16 protein-coding genes are annotated in these 17,390 nt (G+C 70.3%); 8 read left to right on the plus strand and 8 right to left on the minus strand.

What is annotated here, in order from left to right:
• Positions 1-386: 386 nt before the first annotated feature.
• On the plus strand, positions 387-1,919 hold the full coding sequence (locus CPH93_RS17745; protein ID WP_096213426.1) for a DEAD/DEAH box helicase: 1,533 nt from the start codon (positions 387-389) through the stop codon (positions 1,917-1,919).
• A gap of 95 nt (positions 1,920-2,014) precedes the next feature.
• Positions 2,015-2,296, plus strand: a complete 282-nt coding sequence (locus CPH93_RS17750) for an SCO5918 family protein (RefSeq protein WP_093484034.1) — start codon at positions 2,015-2,017, stop codon at positions 2,294-2,296.
• 58 nt (positions 2,297-2,354) lie between these two features.
• Here CPH93_RS17750 and CPH93_RS17755 read toward each other — a convergent pair whose 3' ends face one another.
• The 3 genes from CPH93_RS17755 to CPH93_RS17765 all read right to left on the minus strand — a co-directional run bounded on the left by CPH93_RS17755 (position 2,355) and on the right by CPH93_RS17765 (position 3,203).
• A complete protein-coding gene (locus CPH93_RS17755) occupies positions 2,355-2,642 on the minus strand; it encodes a hypothetical protein (protein ID WP_093484033.1) in 288 nt (95 codons plus the stop codon).
• A gap of 73 nt (positions 2,643-2,715) precedes the next feature.
• Entirely contained in the window at positions 2,716-2,979 is a 264-nt protein-coding gene (locus tag CPH93_RS17760; protein WP_006604583.1) for a hypothetical protein, read from the minus strand.
• Positions 2,976-3,203 carry a hypothetical protein gene (locus CPH93_RS17765; RefSeq protein ID WP_096213427.1) on the minus strand — a complete coding sequence of 76 codons (228 nt, stop codon included), beginning with the start codon at positions 3,201-3,203 and terminating at the stop codon, positions 2,976-2,978. Before CPH93_RS17765 ends, CPH93_RS17760 begins: the two co-directional genes overlap by 4 nt.
• Before the next feature lie 457 nt (positions 3,204-3,660).
• Between CPH93_RS17765 and CPH93_RS17770 the strand changes: the two genes are divergently transcribed.
• Complete coding sequence (locus CPH93_RS17770; protein WP_096215486.1) at positions 3,661-4,182, plus strand: DUF5994 family protein; 522 nt, start codon at positions 3,661-3,663, stop codon at positions 4,180-4,182.
• 121 nt (positions 4,183-4,303) lie between these two features.
• On the opposite strand, the gene CPH93_RS17775 is transcribed toward CPH93_RS17770, so the two are convergent.
• From CPH93_RS17775 to CPH93_RS35445, 5 genes are all read right to left on the minus strand, one after another.
• On the minus strand, positions 4,304-4,726 hold the full coding sequence (locus CPH93_RS17775; protein ID WP_096213428.1) for a nuclear transport factor 2 family protein: 423 nt from the start codon (positions 4,724-4,726) through the stop codon (positions 4,304-4,306).
• Between the two features lie 88 nt (positions 4,727-4,814).
• A complete protein-coding gene (locus CPH93_RS17780) occupies positions 4,815-5,522 on the minus strand; it encodes a helix-turn-helix transcriptional regulator (RefSeq protein WP_096213429.1) in 708 nt (235 codons plus the stop codon).
• A gap of 285 nt (positions 5,523-5,807) precedes the next feature.
• Positions 5,808-6,041: a type A2 lantipeptide gene (locus CPH93_RS17785; RefSeq protein WP_096213430.1), complete on the minus strand. Its 234-nt coding sequence runs from the start codon at positions 6,039-6,041 to the stop codon at positions 5,808-5,810.
• Between the two features lie 528 nt (positions 6,042-6,569).
• Positions 6,570-7,067, minus strand: coding sequence for a class F sortase (locus CPH93_RS17790; protein ID WP_231976874.1), 498 nt, complete (start codon positions 7,065-7,067; stop codon positions 6,570-6,572).
• A gap of 166 nt (positions 7,068-7,233) precedes the next feature.
• Positions 7,234-8,250, minus strand: coding sequence for a hypothetical protein (locus tag CPH93_RS35445; protein ID WP_107470885.1), 1,017 nt, complete (start codon positions 8,248-8,250; stop codon positions 7,234-7,236).
• An 827-nt stretch (positions 8,251-9,077) separates the two neighbouring features.
• Between CPH93_RS35445 and CPH93_RS17805 the strand changes: the two genes are divergently transcribed.
• The 5 genes from CPH93_RS17805 to CPH93_RS17825 all read left to right on the plus strand — a co-directional run bounded on the left by CPH93_RS17805 (position 9,078) and on the right by CPH93_RS17825 (position 17,385).
• Positions 9,078-10,172: an alpha/beta hydrolase gene (locus tag CPH93_RS17805; protein WP_096213432.1), complete on the plus strand. Its 1,095-nt coding sequence runs from the start codon at positions 9,078-9,080 to the stop codon at positions 10,170-10,172.
• A gap of 49 nt (positions 10,173-10,221) precedes the next feature.
• Positions 10,222-12,648 (plus strand): NACHT domain-containing protein, encoded by a 2,427-nt coding sequence (locus CPH93_RS17810; protein ID WP_197708705.1) that lies wholly within the window; start codon positions 10,222-10,224, stop codon positions 12,646-12,648.
• Between the two features lie 202 nt (positions 12,649-12,850).
• Positions 12,851-13,639, plus strand: a complete 789-nt coding sequence (locus CPH93_RS17815; protein WP_093484027.1) for an ABC transporter ATP-binding protein — start codon at positions 12,851-12,853, stop codon at positions 13,637-13,639.
• A gap of 69 nt (positions 13,640-13,708) precedes the next feature.
• Entirely contained in the window at positions 13,709-16,309 is a 2,601-nt protein-coding gene (locus CPH93_RS17820; RefSeq protein WP_096213433.1) for an ABC transporter permease, read from the plus strand.
• 143 nt (positions 16,310-16,452) lie between these two features.
• Positions 16,453-17,385, plus strand: coding sequence for a squalene/phytoene synthase family protein (locus tag CPH93_RS17825; protein ID WP_096213434.1), 933 nt, complete (start codon positions 16,453-16,455; stop codon positions 17,383-17,385).
• Positions 17,386-17,390: the final 5 nt, after the last annotated feature.

A 17,390-nucleotide genomic window follows, 5' to 3' on the forward strand; every position in this document is an offset into this window, starting at 1 on the left:
GCAACGCTGGGGCCCGCGCCTTGGGTGCGGGCCCCAGCGCTTGTCATTTCGCGGCCCGCGCAGCCGTGCCGCTCCGGGCGGCGTCCGCCGTCCGGGAGGACGGCTACCGAGGACGGCCGCCGCGGGGACGGCGTATCCGGCCATTACCTGCCGACGTCGCGGCTTTCGAGTCCTGCCGTTCGAGTCCCGTTTTCGAAGCCCGCCTTCCGAAGTCATCGGACGGGCCGCTGCGCTGAATTCCGCGAATTCCCGGCGCGCATCCCTCGAAAACCTCGTTCGCAGCCGGACCTGTTTCATATTTTGTTCGACTCGTCTGGCGATTCTCCGTGTGGTCCGCAGGGCCGAGATTCCTCGTACGTGTCGCTCTCGACCGAGGAAGGTTCACCATGAACCGCGCAGCACGTACGAACGGCCGCCCCGCCCGCACGGGTCAGGGCAGCCCCACCGCCCGGGAGCGTTCGAAGACGCCCCACCGCGCAAAGACATCGACCCGCGGGAAGAATTCCCGCCCTTCGGCCGGCCGGAAAGGCCGCTCCGGCGGGCCGCAGAGTGAGTACAGCGTCCCGGCGTCCCTGACCCCGTCGCTGCCGGCCGTCGCCGCCTTCGACGAGCTGGACATGCCCCGGCCGCTCCTCGCGGCGCTCGGCACCGAGGGCGTGACCGTGCCGTTCCCGATCCAGGCGGCCACGCTGCCGAATTCGCTGGCCGGCCGGGACGTGCTGGGCCGGGGCCGCACCGGCTCCGGCAAGACCCTGGCCTTCGGCCTCGCCCTGCTCGCCCGTACCGCCGGACAGCGCGCGGAGTCCCGCCGGCCGCTGGCCGTCGTCCTCGTCCCCACCCGGGAACTCGCCCAGCAGGTGACGGACGCGCTCACGCCCTACGCCCGCGCCCTGGCGCTGCGGCTGGCCACGGTGGTCGGCGGCATGTCGATCGGCCGTCAGGCCGGTGCCCTGCGGGACGGCGCCGAGGTCGTGGTCGCCACCCCCGGCCGGCTGCGGGACCTCATCGCGCGTGGCGACTGCCGGCTGGACCGCGTCGCCATCACCGTGCTGGACGAGGCCGACCAGATGACCGACATGGGGTTCATGCCGCAGATCACCGCGCTGCTCGACCTCATGCCCGCCGACGGTCAGCGGCTGCTCTTCTCGGCCACCCTGGACCGCAATGTCGATGCCCTGGTCCGCCGCTACCTGCACGACCCGGTCGTGCACTCGGTCGACCCCTCCGCGGGGGCGGTGACCACGATGGAGCACCACCTCCTGCACGTCCACGACGCCGACAAGCACGCCACGACGACCGAGATCGCCGCCCGTGACGGCCGCGTCATCATGTTCCTCGACACCAAGCACGCGGTGGACCGGCTCACCCGGCATCTGCTGAAGAGCGGCGTGCGGGCCGCCGCGCTGCACGGCGGGAAGTCCCAGCCGCAGCGCACCCGCACCCTGGCCCAGTTCAAGGAGGGCCACGTCACGGCGCTGGTCGCCACCAACGTGGCGGCCCGCGGCATCCACGTCGACGACCTCGATCTCGTCGTCAACGTGGACCCGCCCACCGACCACAAGGACTATCTGCACCGCGGCGGGCGCACCGCGCGGGCCGGCGAGTCCGGCAGCGTCGTCACCCTCGTGCTGCCCCACCAGCGCCGCGAGATGGACCGCCTGATGGCCGACGCCGGGATCACCCCGCAGACGGCCAAGGTGCGCTCCGGTGAGGCCGAACTGAGCCGGATCACCGGCGCCCGGGCCCCCTCGGGCATCCCCGTCACCCTCGCCGCCCCGGCCGCGCAGCAGAACGCGCCGCGCACCACGGCCTCGCGCCGCCGGCGGGGAGGTTCCGGCCGGGGGCGTCGCTCCTCCGTGTCGGCGTACGGGCGGGCGGCCGCGCCGCGGGACCGTTCCCGCGGCGGCGCGACCGCATGAACCCGTCCTTCAGGGCCGCTCACGCCATGAGCGGCCGCATTGATCCGGACCCGGCAGGAAGCGCCGGGCCGTCCCTTCAACCCTGTTGAGGCACCATGCGATGCGTTATCGCCCACTTCCCCTTCGACTTCGTCAAGAGTGAGGTGGAACAGCTCATGGCGGGGATCACGCCGGAGCCCGCCCTCGGCCCCTGTGTGGTCATCGGCCGCCGCACCTACCCCGTCAAGCAGGTCGGTGCGGTGATCACCCGGCAGGACCGCCGGGACTTCACGGCGGGCGAGATGACCAGGGCGCTGACCCGCCTGGGCTTCACCTGTGTGAACGCCCCCGCCCCCACGCCGCCGGAGTCCACCGAACTGCCCGGCTTCCAGTTCTGACCGTCGCGGACGGCGGGCCGGCGAGAGCGGCCCCGCGGCTGCGCGCACGGCCGCCTGGTCAGCCGTGCTCCGCGCGCGCCTCCCGTTCCTCCTCCTCGGCCTCCATCTGCCGGATGCCCTCATGCGTCAGCGTGACCATCGCCGGCGTGTGGTGCGTCGTCCAGTCGACCTCGACCAGCCCTTCGCCCACCAGATACGTACAGGCCGCGGCCAGGTCCTGCTCGGGCAGGCCGAGGTCTTCGCGCAGCTTGGACCCCGTGGTGCCCGGACGGTTCTCCTCGGTCGCCTGGTACAGCGCATTCAAGACCGCTCTGCGGTAGCTCTTCCGCTCGTGCAGTGTTGCCATGGCTGCCGCTCGCTCCTCGTTTCGGTACGGCATGCGCCTCGCGGGCGGCCCGGCCGCGACCGGCACCGGATCCTCAGATCTCGTCCGCCTGGAGGCGGTCGGACCCGGAAGACCTGCTGGTCACCAGCCAGGACCGGGGCGGCTCCGCGGTGTGGGTGGTGTCCACCGTGAGGTGCAGGCGGGTCGCGCCTTCGCCACCGGCGGGGTAGCTGCGCTGCTCGGTGGCGGCGAAGCGGCTGCGGAGCGCCTCCGCGATCATGCGGGCGACCTCCGGCGTCGCCGCGACGATACGGACCTCGGCCTGCCCGGCAGGAGGCAGCGGCTGGGTGGGTTTCATCGTGCGCCTCCCGGCGGGAACGTGGGCGGCTCGCCGAGCCCGGCTGCCCGTCGGCGCGCTGCGTTCCGGCCCCCGCGCGAGGGCCGGGCCCCGCTGCGGGCGGCCGCCGTGCCCCGTCCGACGTGCCGCGCCGGGCCGTCCTGCTGCCCGTTGCGCAGGTTGATCAGGTACGCGACCACGGTGATCAGGGCCAGGATGGCCGCCACGGTGACAACTGTCTCCATGCGCTCACGTCCTTCGTGCCGACGGCACCCCGAGCGGCGTCCGGGCAGCGGAACCGGGAACGCCATCGGGAGGGAAAGAAAGCCGCGCCGGCCGGGCCGAGGCAGCGCGCCGGCGGGCACGGACGGTGCTCTCGCTGCTGGTCTGCTCGGTCATACGGCGACCTGTCCCCGGGCTCGCGGCCACCGCGTCCCGGTGTTGCTGCTCGCCGGGAACGACACCAACGGGGGAGCCGGTGCGCGAAGCGCTCCCGGTGCTTTCACCCTACTCCGGGCACCGTTCCCGACGCCTTCCGAGACGTCCGGGTCTGTGGCCTGAGCAGGGCAGATGGCCTGCCGCGCGGCACCGGCCGAGGCCGTCACGGAGTACCGTGAAGACGAGGCCGCCGGCTTGCCCAGTCACGCCGACGCCGGCCCGGCGCCGGCGGACGTCCGGTCTCCCGCAGACAGGCACCCACCCATGGCCGAGTCCGACATCTCCCACGGCGCCGAGCTGCCCGACGCGTTCCATGCGTCCGTGCGGGCCGGGACAGCGCTCCTCAGGCTGGAGACCACCCGTGCCCGCGAGGGCATTCTCGACGGAGCGTGGTGGCCGCGCTCCCACGACATCGCCGCCGAGCTGCCCGGCCTGATCAGCGCGCTGACCGAGCACCTCGGCCCGGTCACCCGCGTCGGCCTGGACGCCGACGCCTGGGAGTCCCTCCCCACCCGTCTGGTCATCGACGACCGGGTCGTCCACATCGACTCGTTCCCGGTGGGCGATGACACCGTCCTCATCACCCGTGGCGAGCAGGACTATTTCTCGCTGCTGGTGGTCCCGCCGCATGCGACGCCCGCCGCCGCACGCGCCGCGATGGCCAGAGCCGTCCGGGCCGACAACCCCGACCAGGCCCGGCAGATCCTCATCGACACCGGCACCGGACGGGCCCAGCCGGTCACCGAGCCCCTCGGCACGGACCAGGGCGGCCCCGCCGCGGACTGACGCCCGGGCCGAGCGGAGACCGGCCATCAGGTGACCCGCGGAACCCTTGAGGTGTCCCTCCGGAGGGCACGGACGGCGGCCGTCGGTACGTGCGTCCGTGCCGGCCGGGGCCGCCCTACGGTCACGGCGCGAAGCGGCGGGCGCCCGTGATCGACCACACCCTGGCGATGCGGCCGCCGTCGAGGGCGAGCATGTCGATGCCGCTCTTGGTGACGACGGTCCCCTCGGGGTCCGGCACGTCGACGGTCCACCGGGCAACGACGTGTCCGGTCCCGGTGTCCACGACGGGGGTGCCGTCGACGGCGTAGCGCGGGCCAGGAGCGGGGTAGCGGTCCCGGAACGTGGCGATGTAGGGGGCGAGGTCGTCGGGCCCGTGGAAGGCGTCGGTGTCGCCGGCGGGGATGCCTCCGAAGCCGATGCGGAAGCCGGGGGTGAGAATCCGCGTGGCGAGCGCCAACTCGCCGTTCCACAGCGCCGTCCACTGGTCGAACAGGCTGCTGGCGTGGTCGCGGGTCAGATCGGTCGTCGGGGCGTGCGTGGTCATGGGGGTGCCTTTCCGCTGGGGCCGGCCGGCCCTCCGCTTGCTGTGGGCACCACTCTCCAGCGCTCCGGCGACACCGTTCCGTCGGTGATTAACCGGACCTTACGACCTCGCTCAGACCGGCCTTCTCCCGGCCGAAGGTGTCCAGTTCCGCGAGGTCGACCAGCCGCGGGGGCGCGGTCTCATCGAGCCGGTGGGCCTGTTGGATCCGGTCGAGCCGGAAACCGCGGACGGCATCGCGCAGCCTGCACCAGGCGATGAGGTACCACTGCTCGCCGCCGAGGAACCCCAGCGGTTCGACGAGCCGGTCGGTCGTCGCGCCCCGCGCGTCCGCGTAGACGAGCCGCAGCACGCGGCGGGCGGACAGGGCGTCCCGCAGGACGCGCGGCACCTCGGGTGACGGCGAAGGGGACACCAGGAGTTGGACCCGCGCGGCGAACTCGTTGGCTGCTGCCCGCTCCGGTTCCGGCATCACGGCCAGCACCTTGCGCAGGGCGTCGCGGGCGTCCGCGGCGAAGGGGGTCCCGCCGAGGGCATGCAGTCCGACGGCCAGGGCAGTGGCCTGGGCCGGGGTGATGTTCAGCGGTGGAAGGGTGCGTCCCTTGTCCAGGACGTAGCCCCCGGTACGTCCCTGCTCCGCGAAGACCGGCACACCGGACTGCTGGAGCGCGCTGAGATCGCGCTCGATGGTGCGCTTGCTGCCCTCGAAGCGCTCGGCGAGCCACCGGGCACTGCGCGGCCGGGGCGAGGCGGCGCGCAATTCCTCGACGAGCGCGTACAGCCGGTCCGTACGGTTCATTCCGACGACCTTAGCGGGGCTGTGCCGGGGCGCTGTGCGGACTTTGTTCCGGCGCCACCCTCCCGTCGGTCCGCGCACGCGTGCGGTCGCGCAGGTTGCCACCGAGCTGGCCGGCAGCGTCAGGCGCCTCGGCCTGATAGCGGGTCAACAGCCCTTGAAGCGGCGGTCGGGTGGCAGGCCAAGGGCCCCGGAGCGACGGCTCCGGGGCCCATGACCACCCCACTGGAATGCGGCTGGACCCGAAGGGCGAGTAATAACAACCCGGGGGTCACCTCGTGGAGAGGCTCAGAGGCCGGCGCCGCCGGAAAAAGCTGCCTGGCCGGAGACGGGGCCTATCTGGCCGCTCACGCCGCCGGAGACCGAGCCGCCCAGGGCGGGCAGAGCCGGCAGACCGGGCAGGGAGGGGGCTCCGTCGCCCGTCAGGTTTCCTCCGGCACCGAGCATTCCGCCGGAGACGTTGTCCAGCTCGCTGTCGGCGATCTCGTGGACCTCGTTCTGGGGCATGGAGTCCTTGCGCATGACTGGCCCTTCCCTTCGTGGTTCGTGGTGATCCTGAGCGGTATCGGCCGACCGACGCGACAAGTGACCCTGCCGTTCTGACGACTTCTGATACCCGGAAGCGGAAGCGGATCTGCAACTTCCGATTGCCGCGAGATCAAACCACGCCCACGGGCGGCCCGGCGATCCCGGACCCGTCGGTTATTTCCGTAGACGGTCGGGTATCACGTGATGTCGGCAAGCAGCATTTTCGACGGGACGGTGACAACTCCTTCACCTACTTTTGGGTGGCCAAGGATTGTGGCGGGGTGCCGGCGGGGCCACTCAAAGGGCATATCGACCGCGGGAAGCGGAGCTCGGCGGGCGCACTCCCCGTGAAACGCGATTCAGCGGCGGGCGCGTGCCCATTCTGCGGAGAGAATGCGCAGGGTTGCCAGGCCGCGGAAGTATGGGACTGTGTCGCCGGATGTCGGGTTCACCTGATGTGTCCCGTGCGGGGAAGATCGTGGCGGGGCAGCTCATGGTGGGCCGTCAGGGCTCCGATTGACGTCACGTCACCAGGTCGGCGTAGAAAATGATGTTGTCGGCGCGATGGCCCTTCACGATGGGGCCGCCGCAGGTGATCAGTCGTAGTTCGGGGCGGTCCGTTTTTCCGTACACCTTCTGGGTGGGAAAGCCGTCCTTGCCGACCTGCTGGATCTGTCGGACCTTGAATGTTGCCGTGGTTCCGTCCTGGCGTCCGACCTTGATCTCCGAGCCGATTTTGATGTCCCCCGCGTTCTTCATCAGCGCCGGGCCCTTATCGGTGTCGTAGTGGGCGACCATGATGGCCGGTCCCGCTTCGCCGGGGGTGACCGACTTGGTGTAATAGCCGGGAAGGTTTCCCTGCGAAGCAGGCGGGACTTGCAGCTGACCGGAACTGTCCAGGCCCAGCGGCAGGACCTGGTTCGCCTTCACCTTGGCGTCGGGAATATCCAGGCTGACCGGTGTGGACTTGCTCAGCGGCTTGGCCGGCTTTTGCGGAGCTTGACCGGTAGTGGACTTCACGCTGATATCTGGGGCGGGTTTGGCATCGGCTGTGCCACAGCCGGAGGCTCCCGCCAGGACTCCGGCTGCGGCGAGCGCAAGGAAGCCTGTCCTGACAGCCTGCGGGAGGTTACCTAGGGAAAGCACGGTCGGTTAGCTCCTCACGCTCTGGTTTCGATGCTGCTGATCAACCCGCCTGGCCGGCACCTATGCGGCGCTTGAGGACGAAGCCCAGACCGGCCGCGGACGCGGCGGCAGCGGCGCCGACCCCCATCAGGCTGCTGCCCCCGTTGTCGGCCGGCTGCTCGTAACCGGCGGCGACGGAGCCGGTCGGAACCTGGCTGACCTGCTTGCTGCCGGCGGTGGGCACAACCGCCGAACCGCGGGACTTGGCCTTGGCTGCCACCTGCGCCTTGGAGGCAGCGTTCGCCTCGGACCGGGTCAGCTGGTGCGTGACCTTCTTGCCGTTGGCGGTGGCGCTCACGATGCTGCCGTCAGCCTTGAGGGTGTACTGCGCGTTCTTCCACGTAACGGTCTGGCCGGCCTTGTCGATCGTGCCGCACTTGACCGTCTTTCCGGTCTTGGCGTCCTTGCTCCACAGCTCAGCGGCGTATTGGCCGTGCGCATCGACGTAGACCTTGACGGAGACGTTGGCGTTGGCGCTTGCACTCGCGTGGGCGCTCGAGCTGGCGCTCGCGCCGGCCTCGGAGACGGCCTTGGTGGTGACCAAAGTCCTGGCGCCGGCTTCGGCCTTTGCGTTCGCCTCGGCCTTTGCGCTGGCATCGGAGCCGGCGTGGGCGCTGCCGTTGGCCTTGGCCTTTGCGTCGGCCTCGGCCTTTGCGCTGGCTTCGGAGTTGGTGTGGGTGTTGCTCTTGGCCTTTGCGTCGGCTTCTGCCTTTGCGCTGGCTTCGGAGTTGGTGTGGGTGTTGCTCTTGGCCTTTGCGTCGGCTTCTGCCTTTGCGCTGGCTTCGGAGTTGGTGTGGGTGTTGCTCTTGGCCTTGGCATCGGCCTCGGCCTTAGCGCTGGCTTCGGAGCTGGTGTTGCCGTTGCTCTTGGCCTTTGCGTCGGCTTCTGCCTTTGCGCCGGCTTCGGAGTTGGCGCCGGCGTTGCCCTTGGCCTTGGCCTTCGCGTCGGCTTCTGCCTTTGCCTGGGCCTCCGGGGTGCTGGTCGAGGACTTCGGTGCCGGAGTTGCATCGTCGGCCATGGCGGAGGCAGTCGGCGCAAGGACCGCACCACCCGCGACGGCAGTAATGGCGGCGGTACGTACGAGACTGCTACGGAGCCTGGTGCGCATGTAGGGGTTCCTCCTGCGTAAACCTAGGAATTTACTAGTTGTGCCACATGAACCGTCCTGTCCGGTATATGCAGCAACACGGCATAAGCTACGAGGCGAACCCATCAGGCGAGTCGCTGTTGTGTAACAGCGGCGTATAGGGTCTATGACCGAAATGTCATTGCTTTAAGGGTAATGAGCTTGCTGTGACTTCTCTCCGGCGTGAATTCTTGGCGCCAAGCGGCCTGTTGGGCTCCAAATGACCTGTACATGCACTGAGCTGTGGCTTCTGCTGGCTGTCACGGTCTTCGCCAGGTGGTGTCGCGGTACTGGTGAATGGCCTCGCTGCGGAGTTATTTCTGCGCCTCGCACTTTGCACTCGCCCACGATTCGTGGAAATGCCCTGGTGGAGCCCCGGCGAGCGGCCCGGGCCGGGAACTTCCGGCCGACCGGATGCCGGCATCACGTTCCGTTCGAACGCCAATTCCCCTGGCATAGGGGCTGGTTGACACCCTCATCGAACCGCTCCACCATCTGAAATCAGATCTGTCCAGGCACCCCAGTACTGCGCACCACCGCACAACGCTGCACAGACTCCACTGCACTGACAGCACTCCACAGCACTCCGCTCCACTGCACTGCTCAGCACTGCACAGCACTCCGGTGTCTCCGGGCGCACCACGTGGGTGGGCGCCTTCATCCGTATCCGCTCGCTCAGCTCGCGGCGCGGGTCCGCATTCGAAAACGGGGGAAAGCGTATGAAGATCCTGTCCAGGGCCGTATTACGTGGCTGGGGTGCCGCGTTGGTCGGCCTCGTCGCCACGCTCGGCATGGTCGGGCCGGCCGCGCCCGCCGCGCAGGCCGCGACCGCACCACCGCACTTCGCGGACGGTTTCGGCCTCACCGTCGTCAGCCAGCCGAAGTGGGCGGGCCCCGAGAAGCGCACGTTCGTCATCACGGTGAAGTCCCGGAAGGTCCCGGCCTACGACGCGATGGAGGGCCAGGTCTCGGGTGAGCACGTCCTCATGGTCACCCTGCCGACCGGGTACAACGGTGCCGCCGCCACCCGCTATCCCGTGCTGTACCACCTGCACGGCGCCGGCGACCGCCCGAACTCCCTGTGGACCAAGACCATCGCCGAACAGGCGACCAAGGGAGCTCCGCTGATCACCGTGACGCCGAACGGCAGCGGCCACGGCTGGTACACGAACTGGCGCAACCCCGGCTCGCGCGGCCCCCAGAACTGGGAGACCTTCCACCTCAAGCAGGTGATCCCGTTCATCGACGCCAACCTGAAGACCATCGCCGCCAAGGCGGGCCGGGCGATCGTCGGCCACTCGATGGGCGGCTTCGGCGCGTTCCACTACGCAGAGGACCGGCCGGACCTGTTCCGCTACGCGGGCAGCTTCTCCGCCGACCTCGACCTCCAGTCTCCCTGGGGGCGCGGCGCCGTGGTCGGCAGCGGAGTGGTTCCGGCGTACGGCAAGCCGTACGCCGCACCCGACGCGTGGTTCGGGTCGCCGTTGTGGCCCCTGGACGGCGCCTGGAACGAGGCGAGCCCCGCCCATCATGTGAAGGCGCTGCGCGGTATGGGCGTCGCGCTGTACACCGGCGACGGCGGCAACCTGTTGGACAACCCGATCCAGGCCGCGTTCGAGAAGGGGGCGCAGGTGACGACCGCGACGATGGCGGAGCATCTGAAGGCGGCCGGCATTCCGTACCGTTTCGTGGACTACGGCGACGGCAGCAGGTGGGCCAAGGGCTGCACCGGCAAGCACGCCCAGTTCCCGTGCCTGCAGGCCGACATGAACGACTACGTGAAGCTGATCATGAAGCGTCTGCGGCACCCGTGAGCAGTGCGAAAGGCCGGCCGGCGGCGCTCCACGGCGGAGGGGCAGCGGCATGAAACGGCCGTCACCGGCCACGGCGGCGCTCGGCGCGATGGTGCCTGTCGTGCGGGTGCTGCTGCTGGCCGGCGGCATCGTGGTGGCGGGGAACGGTCTGGTCCCGGCCCGGTACGCGCCGTGGGGCCGGGCCGTCGTCCTCGCTCTGGCGGTGGTGCTGGTCGTCCGTGAGGTGCGCCGCCGGCGAATCGGCGGCGGCGCACCGGCGGGCCGGCCGGCACTGCGCGCGGGCGGGACACACAACGAGCTGAGCGGGATCACGTACGGCCACGCGCTCATGGCCGACGTGATCAAACAGGTGACGTTCAACGACGTCCGGATGCCCCCTACGTTCAAGGGCACCTTGGACGATGCCGCGGACCGGCTCGCGGAGTCGGTCCGCAAGCAGTGGCGGGACGAGGAGGAACAGCGCAAGGTCCGGGATCCGATCCCGCTGCCGGTCCGCTGGCAACTGGCGTCCGATGCGCTGATGGACCACTGGTCCAACATCTGCGCCGCCCGGCCCGGGGCGCTCCCCGTCCCCGGCCCCCTGCCCCTGGCCGGTCAACTGCACGAGATCGTGGACGTGTACCGGCGGATCCCGTCCGGACGGCTGGTGGTGCTGGGCCGGGCGGGATCGGGGAAATCCATTCTGGCCATACGGTTCGTCCTGGATCTGCTGAAGGCCCGGACCGCCTCGGCCGAACCTGTGCCGGTGATCTTCAGCCTCGCGTCGTGGGACCCGGCCATGCCCCTGCGCCGCTGGATGACCGGCCAACTGGAGCGTGACTACCCCGGACTGGCGGTGATGAGCCCCGGCCCCGGCGCCTCGACGCTCGCTGCCGAGCTGGTCGAAAGTGACCGCATCCTGCCCGTCCTGGACGGCTTCGACGAGATCGCCGACGGACTCCACCGCCGCGCGCTGGAGAAACTCAACGGCCACGCGGCCATGCATCTGCTGCTGACCAGCCGTCGCGACGAGTACGCCACCGCCGTGCAGCACACCAAGGCACTCACCGCTGCCGCGGTCGTCGAACTGACCGACCTCTCCCCGGCCGACCTGGAGCACTACCTGCCGCGCACGGCTCGCAAGGCGACGCCCACCTCGACCGTGTGGGAGCCCGTCCTCAGGTCCCTGCGCGAGCATCCGCAGGACCCGGCCGGCGCCGCGCTCGCCGCGGTGCTGACGACTCCCTTGATGGTCGCGCTCGCCCGCATCCTCTACAGCGACACCCCGGACCGCACGCCGTCCGAGCTGCTGGAGAGCCCGTTAGGCACGCGGGAGGCGCTTGAAGACCACCTCTTGGACAACTTCGTCCCCACCCTCTACCAGGATCAGTCCCCCGCTCGCCGTGCACGCGTCCTGCACTGGCTCGGCTACCTCGCCCAGCACCTGGACCGGCTCGGCACCCGCGATCTCGCCCGGCACGTGGACGGACCCGGCACCCGCGACCTCGCCCCGCACCCGGACCGTCCCGGCACCCGCGATCTCGCCTGGTGGCAGCTGGGCGACAGCCTGAGTCTTTCGTCGCGCAGGTGCGTGATCGGGCTCGTGGCCGGTCTGGCCTTCGGGCTCGTGGACGGGTTGGTGATGTGGGGCGTGACCTGGTTCGCGTTCGGGTTCGGCCCCGTGATGGGACTCATGAACGGGCTCGTGAACGGGTTCTCGTTCGCCTCCATGTCCGCTCTGGCCTTCGGGATCGTGTACGGGTACAGGTACGGGGAGGCGGCATGTGAGCCGTCGCGCGTCCGCGTACGGCTGCTCGGCGGCGTGACGGAGATGCGCAAGGAGTTCGCCCCTCGGATGGCGATCGGGCTCGCGGGCGGATTCGGCTTGGGGGCCCTGACCTGGCTCATGGCCGCGCTGGAGTTCGCGCTCGTGGTCGCGGTGCGGGATTCGCCCGGGAGCGCGGTCACGGCCTTCCTCGCCACCAGGTTCGACCAGGGCCTCAACGCCGCGCTCCTGTACGGCCTGTCGGCCGGTCTCGCGTACGTGCTGATGGCCGGGCTGGAAGGCCCCATCGACATCGAAACCGTCGTCAGCCCCCCTGACCTGCTGCACACCAACCGGACGACGGCGCTCTTCCAACTGCTCGTGCTCGCACTCGTCCTGGGGGTCATGGGCGGGGTGCTGTACTGGAGCGGCTGGTTCAACATCGCCAGCTGGGTCGCCTTCGGGCTCGTGGGCGGTCTGGGGGGCGGGCTGGCGTACGCACTCAGCATGACCGCCTGGGGGCAGTGGGTGGCCCTCTCCCGCATCTGGCTGCCGCTGACCGGGAGGCTGCCCTGGAACGTGAGCGCCTTCCTGGCGGACGCCCACCGGCGCGGCGTGCTGCGGCAGGCCGGCGCGGTCTACCAGTTCCGCCACGTCCGGCTCCAGCACCACCTGACCCGCGCCTTCCGGACGGCCACCCCACAGGGCGGTGCGGACCGCGTCAGGGCCTAAGGGCCGTCTGACGAGGCGGAGGTCATCCCTCAGGCACCCGCGAGGTCATCCTTTGGGCAGAGGCGGGGTCTGCCTCGGGGCTTACGCCCGCCCGGCGATTCCGCCCTTCGGCAGGCCGTTGATCCCCCACCTGAGAGCGACGGATCCGGCCGCCTGCGCGACCACGATGGAAGCGAGTCGAGCACCCCTTCCAGGAGTAGACATGTCGCAGGCAGCCACCACCCCCACAACTCCCCAGGCCCCGGCCCACGCCGGGGCCGCCGCGTGTGCCGCCGACCTGAGCAAGGTCTACGGCGAGGGCGAGACCCGCGTCGTGGCGCTGGACTCGGTGTCGGTGGAGTTCGGGCGCGGCCGGTTCACCGCGATCATGGGTCCGTCCGGCTCCGGCAAGTCGACCCTGATGCACTGCATGGCAGGTCTCGACACCATTTCGGCGGGCTCGGCCCGGATCGGCGACACCGAGCTCTCCCGCCTCGGCGACCGGCAGCTCACCCGGCTCCGCCGCGACAAGATCGGCTTCATCTTCCAGGCGTTCAACCTGCTGCCCACGCTGAGCGCCCTGGAGAACATCACGCTGCCGATGGACATCGCCGGCCGCAAGCCCGACCAGCAGTGGCTGGACCTGGTCGTAGCGACCGTCGGCCTGTCCGGACGGCTCCGGCACCGCCCCGCACAGCTCTCCGGCGGCCAGCAGCAGCGGGTCGCCGTGGCCCGCGCGCTGGCGAGCCGACCGGAGATCATCTTCGCCGACGAGCCGACCGGCAACCTCGACTCCCGCTCCGGCGCCGAAGTCCTGGGCTTCCTCCGGGAGTCCGTACGCGAGCTCGGGCAGACCGTCGTCATGGTCACCCATGACCCGGTGGCCGCCTCCTACGCCGACCGTGTCGTCTTCCTCGCCGACGGACGCCTCATCGACGAGCTTGCCGCCCCCACGCCCGAAGACGTCCTCAACCGGATGCGGCGCTTCGACACCAAGGGCCGCACGAGCTGACGCCGGCTCCCACGCCGCGCCCCCTCATCCGTCTCGCGATTCCGTATCGCGCACCTCCAGGACCACCACATGCTGCGTACAGCCCTGCGCAACGTCCTTGCGCACAAAGCCCGATTGATGATGACCGCGCTCGCGGTCCTGCTCGGCGTCGCCTTCGTCTCCGGCACGCTCGTCTTCGGCGACACCACTGCCAACGCCTTCCGCAACGCCTCCGCCGTCAGCCTCAAGGACGTCGCCGTCGCCGTGCAGGCGCAGATGTCCGAACCGGAGTCCGTACCCGCCGGCGGCCCGGCCGAGGGCGGGCAGGCCAGGCCGACCACCGTGCTCGACACCGCCCTTGCCCACAAGATCCGCGCGCTGCCCGGAGTCACTGCCGTACGCCCCACCGTCAACGGTGAGGCCATCCTGGCCGCCAAGGACGGCCGCCCGGTCAACGCCGACAACCCCGAACAGCACCTCGCCACGAACTACCAGCCCGGCAAGGACGGCAAGGACAGCCGCTTCCCGCTGAAGGAGGGCCGGGCCCCCGCCGGCGGTGGCGAGCTGGCCCTGGACGCCAAGACCGCGCAGAAGGCCGGCTATCGGATCGGTGACAGCGTCCGCTTCGCCACCGACGGGCCCGCGCTGGCCAAGAAACTGGTCGGCATCGTCACCACCGACGACCCGCGGGTGGCGGCCGGCAGCACGCTGGCGCTGTTCGACACCACGACCGCGCAGAAACTGTTCCTCACCCCGGGCCGGTTCCACGAGATCGCGGTCGCGGCGCAGCCCGGCACCGACGAGCGTGCGCTGACCGCCCGGGTGCAGGCCCTGCTCCCCGCCGACGGGGCCAGGGCCACCAGCGGCGCCGACCTGGCCGCCAAACAGTCCGCGCAGATCACCGCGGACACCGAGTTCCTGACCAAGACGCTGCTGGCCTTCGCGGGCATCGCGCTGTTCGTCGGCGTGTTCATCATCGCCAACACCTTCACCATGCTGGTCGCCCAGCGCAGCCGTGAGATCGCGCTGATGCGGGCGGTGGGCGCCTCGCGCCGCCAGGTCGTACGCTCCGTCCTCATCGAGGCCGCCCTCGTCGGGCTCGGGGCCTCCGCCGCCGGATTCGCGCTCGGCCTGGGGATCGCCACCGCTCTGCACCCGCTGCTCAATGTCGGAGACGCCGGGCTGCCCGACGGCCCGCTGGTCATTTCGCCCCAGGCCGTGCTCGCGTCGTTGGCGGTCGGCGTCGTGGTGACCGTCCTGGCCGCCTGGCTGCCGTCCCGCAAGGCCGCGAAGATCGCACCGGTCGAGGTGCTCAGCAGTGCCGGCGTCGCGCCGCCCGCCCGCACCCTGCTGGTCCGCAATGTGCTCGGCACGCTCCTGACCGGGCTCGGCATGGCGGTCATGGGCTATGTCGCCACGCTCGACACCACCGACAAGTCGAACCTGCTGATCGCCATGCTCGGCGGCGTACTGACCCTGTGCGGCGTGATCGTCCTGGCCCCCCTGCTCTCCCGCCCCCTGATCACCCTGACCGGCAAGTTCACCACCCGCTTCTTCGGCGTCAGCGGCAAGCTCGCCAGGGAGAACGCGCTGCGCAATCCGCGGCGTACCGCCGCCACCGCCTCGGCCCTGATGATCGGACTCACCCTGATCACCGGTCTCACCGTCGGCGGACACTCCACTCAGCAGGCCATGGACGAGGAGGCGACCCATGGCACCTCCGCCGACTACCAGGTCAGCAACAGCAACTACACCGGCCTCGCGCCCACCGACGCGGCCAAGGTGGCCAAGGTGCCGGGAGTCGCCACCGCCGCGCCCCTCACCGGCGGAAACTTCCAGGTACGCGGTCAGTTCGCCGGGATCGCCGGTACCGACCCGGCAGCCTTTGCCAAGGTCTCGGACCTGACGTTCCGCGAGGGTTCACTGGAGGGCATCCGCGCCGGCACTGTCGCGGTGTCCGACGAGTTCGCCGAGAAGAACGGGTTCGGCGTGGGCGACACGCTTGCCGCCGCCACCGACACCACCGAGCCCGGACAGCACCCGACCACGAAGAAGCTGAAGATCGTCGCCGTGTACGAGGCGAACCCCGCGGTGGTCCAGGCGCTGGGCACCCTGCACGACGTCCTGCCGTACACCACCACCCACAAGATCGACAGCATCCTGGTCAAGGCCGAGCCCGGCAAGGCCGGTTCACTGGAGCGCGACCTCCGCGCGGCGCTCGGCAACAGCCCGCTGCTCAAGGTCCAGAACACGGAACAGATCACCAAGGAAGCCCGCAAGAACGTCACCACCGTCCTCAACATGATCTACGGGCTGCTCGGCATGGCCGTCGTCATCGCGGTCCTCGGTGTGATCAACACCCTGGCCCTGTCGGTCATCGAACGCACCCGGGAGATCGGGATGCTGCGTGCCATCGGACTCGACCGCTCCGGCATCAAGCAGATGGTCCGCCTGGAGTCCGTGGTGATCTCGCTGTTCGGCGCGCTCCTCGGCATCGGCACGGGCACCTTCCTGGCGTGGGCCGGCGGCCATCTGATGACCTCGTCGATGCCGACGTACGAGACGGCCCTGCCGTGGGCCAAGCTCGGCCTCTTCCTCGCGCTGGCCCTGTTGATCGGCGTCCTCGCGGCCATCTGGCCGGCCCGCAAGGCCGCACGGCTGAACATGCTGGAGTCGATCCAGGCGCACTAGGGAGAGCCGCCGGTCCGGCCCGGGCCCCGGGCCGGACCGGCGGCGTGGCGGTGGGCGGGCGAGGCAGCCCGTGAAGTGCCTGCGGTGGCGCAGAGCACTACCTTTGCGTAGCACTGCCCCCCCGCACCACAAAGGAACGCCGGATGAGTATGTGGACCACCAGGCTGGATGCCGCGGGCATTCATGACCCGCAGCTGCGCGAGGACTTCACCCGGCAGCGTTCGCTGGTAGCCCGTTACAAGCGCGCGGCCTATATCGCGGTCCTTCTGCTCCTGCCGCGTCCCCTGGCGCCCCACCTGATCGCGGCCACCGCCTTCATGCACCACACCGACAACCTCCTCGACCGCGGCCCGCTGCCCCAGCGCGCTGCCGCCTACGCGGCATGGGAGGAAGAGGTGAACGAGGCCATCGCCATCGGCGCCAGCGACCACCCCGTGATCCGCCCGCTCCTGCACACCGGCGCCTGTCACCCCCGCTTCCTCGGGCATGTCAGGGCCTTTCTCCGCACCGCTTCCACCGACCTCGAATGCACGGGCTTCGCCACGGAGTCGGACTACCAGCGCTACCTCGACGCCTACTCGCTGCCGGCTTTCATGCTGGTCGCCGGCCTGCTCGTGCCCGGTGACGAACCCGCCGGCTACCTCGCTGCCTGCCGCACCTACATAGACGGCAGCCAGCGACTCGACTTCGTCAATGACCTCGCCGAAGACCTGGCCGACGACAGGCTGACCATCCCTCAGGACACCTTGCTGAGCCACGGCGTGACCCGTACCGACCTCATACAGGCCCAGGACACCCCCGGAGTCCGCGCGCTGCTGCGGCACCTCCTCCAGCAGGCCCGCACCGACCTGGCCGCCAGCCGCCATGTCACCGGGTTCCTGCCGCCCGCCAACCGCCCCTTCGTCCGGGCCCTGATAGCCCTGGAAGAGGCCACCACGAAAGCGGCCGGGGCCAAGGGCCCGGGGCTTTTGAAGGCCCCTGCCCGCCCCGCCGTTCCCGCCGTGCTGAAGATCCTCACGCGCGAATACCGGCACGCGCGCGGCCTGCGTCGCTCTCGTGCTGATGGCGCTGCGTGAATCGG

This window comes from Streptomyces sp. 2323.1 (assembly GCF_900221035.1).
Lineage (GTDB): Bacteria > Actinomycetota > Actinomycetes > Streptomycetales > Streptomycetaceae > Streptomyces > Streptomyces sioyaensis.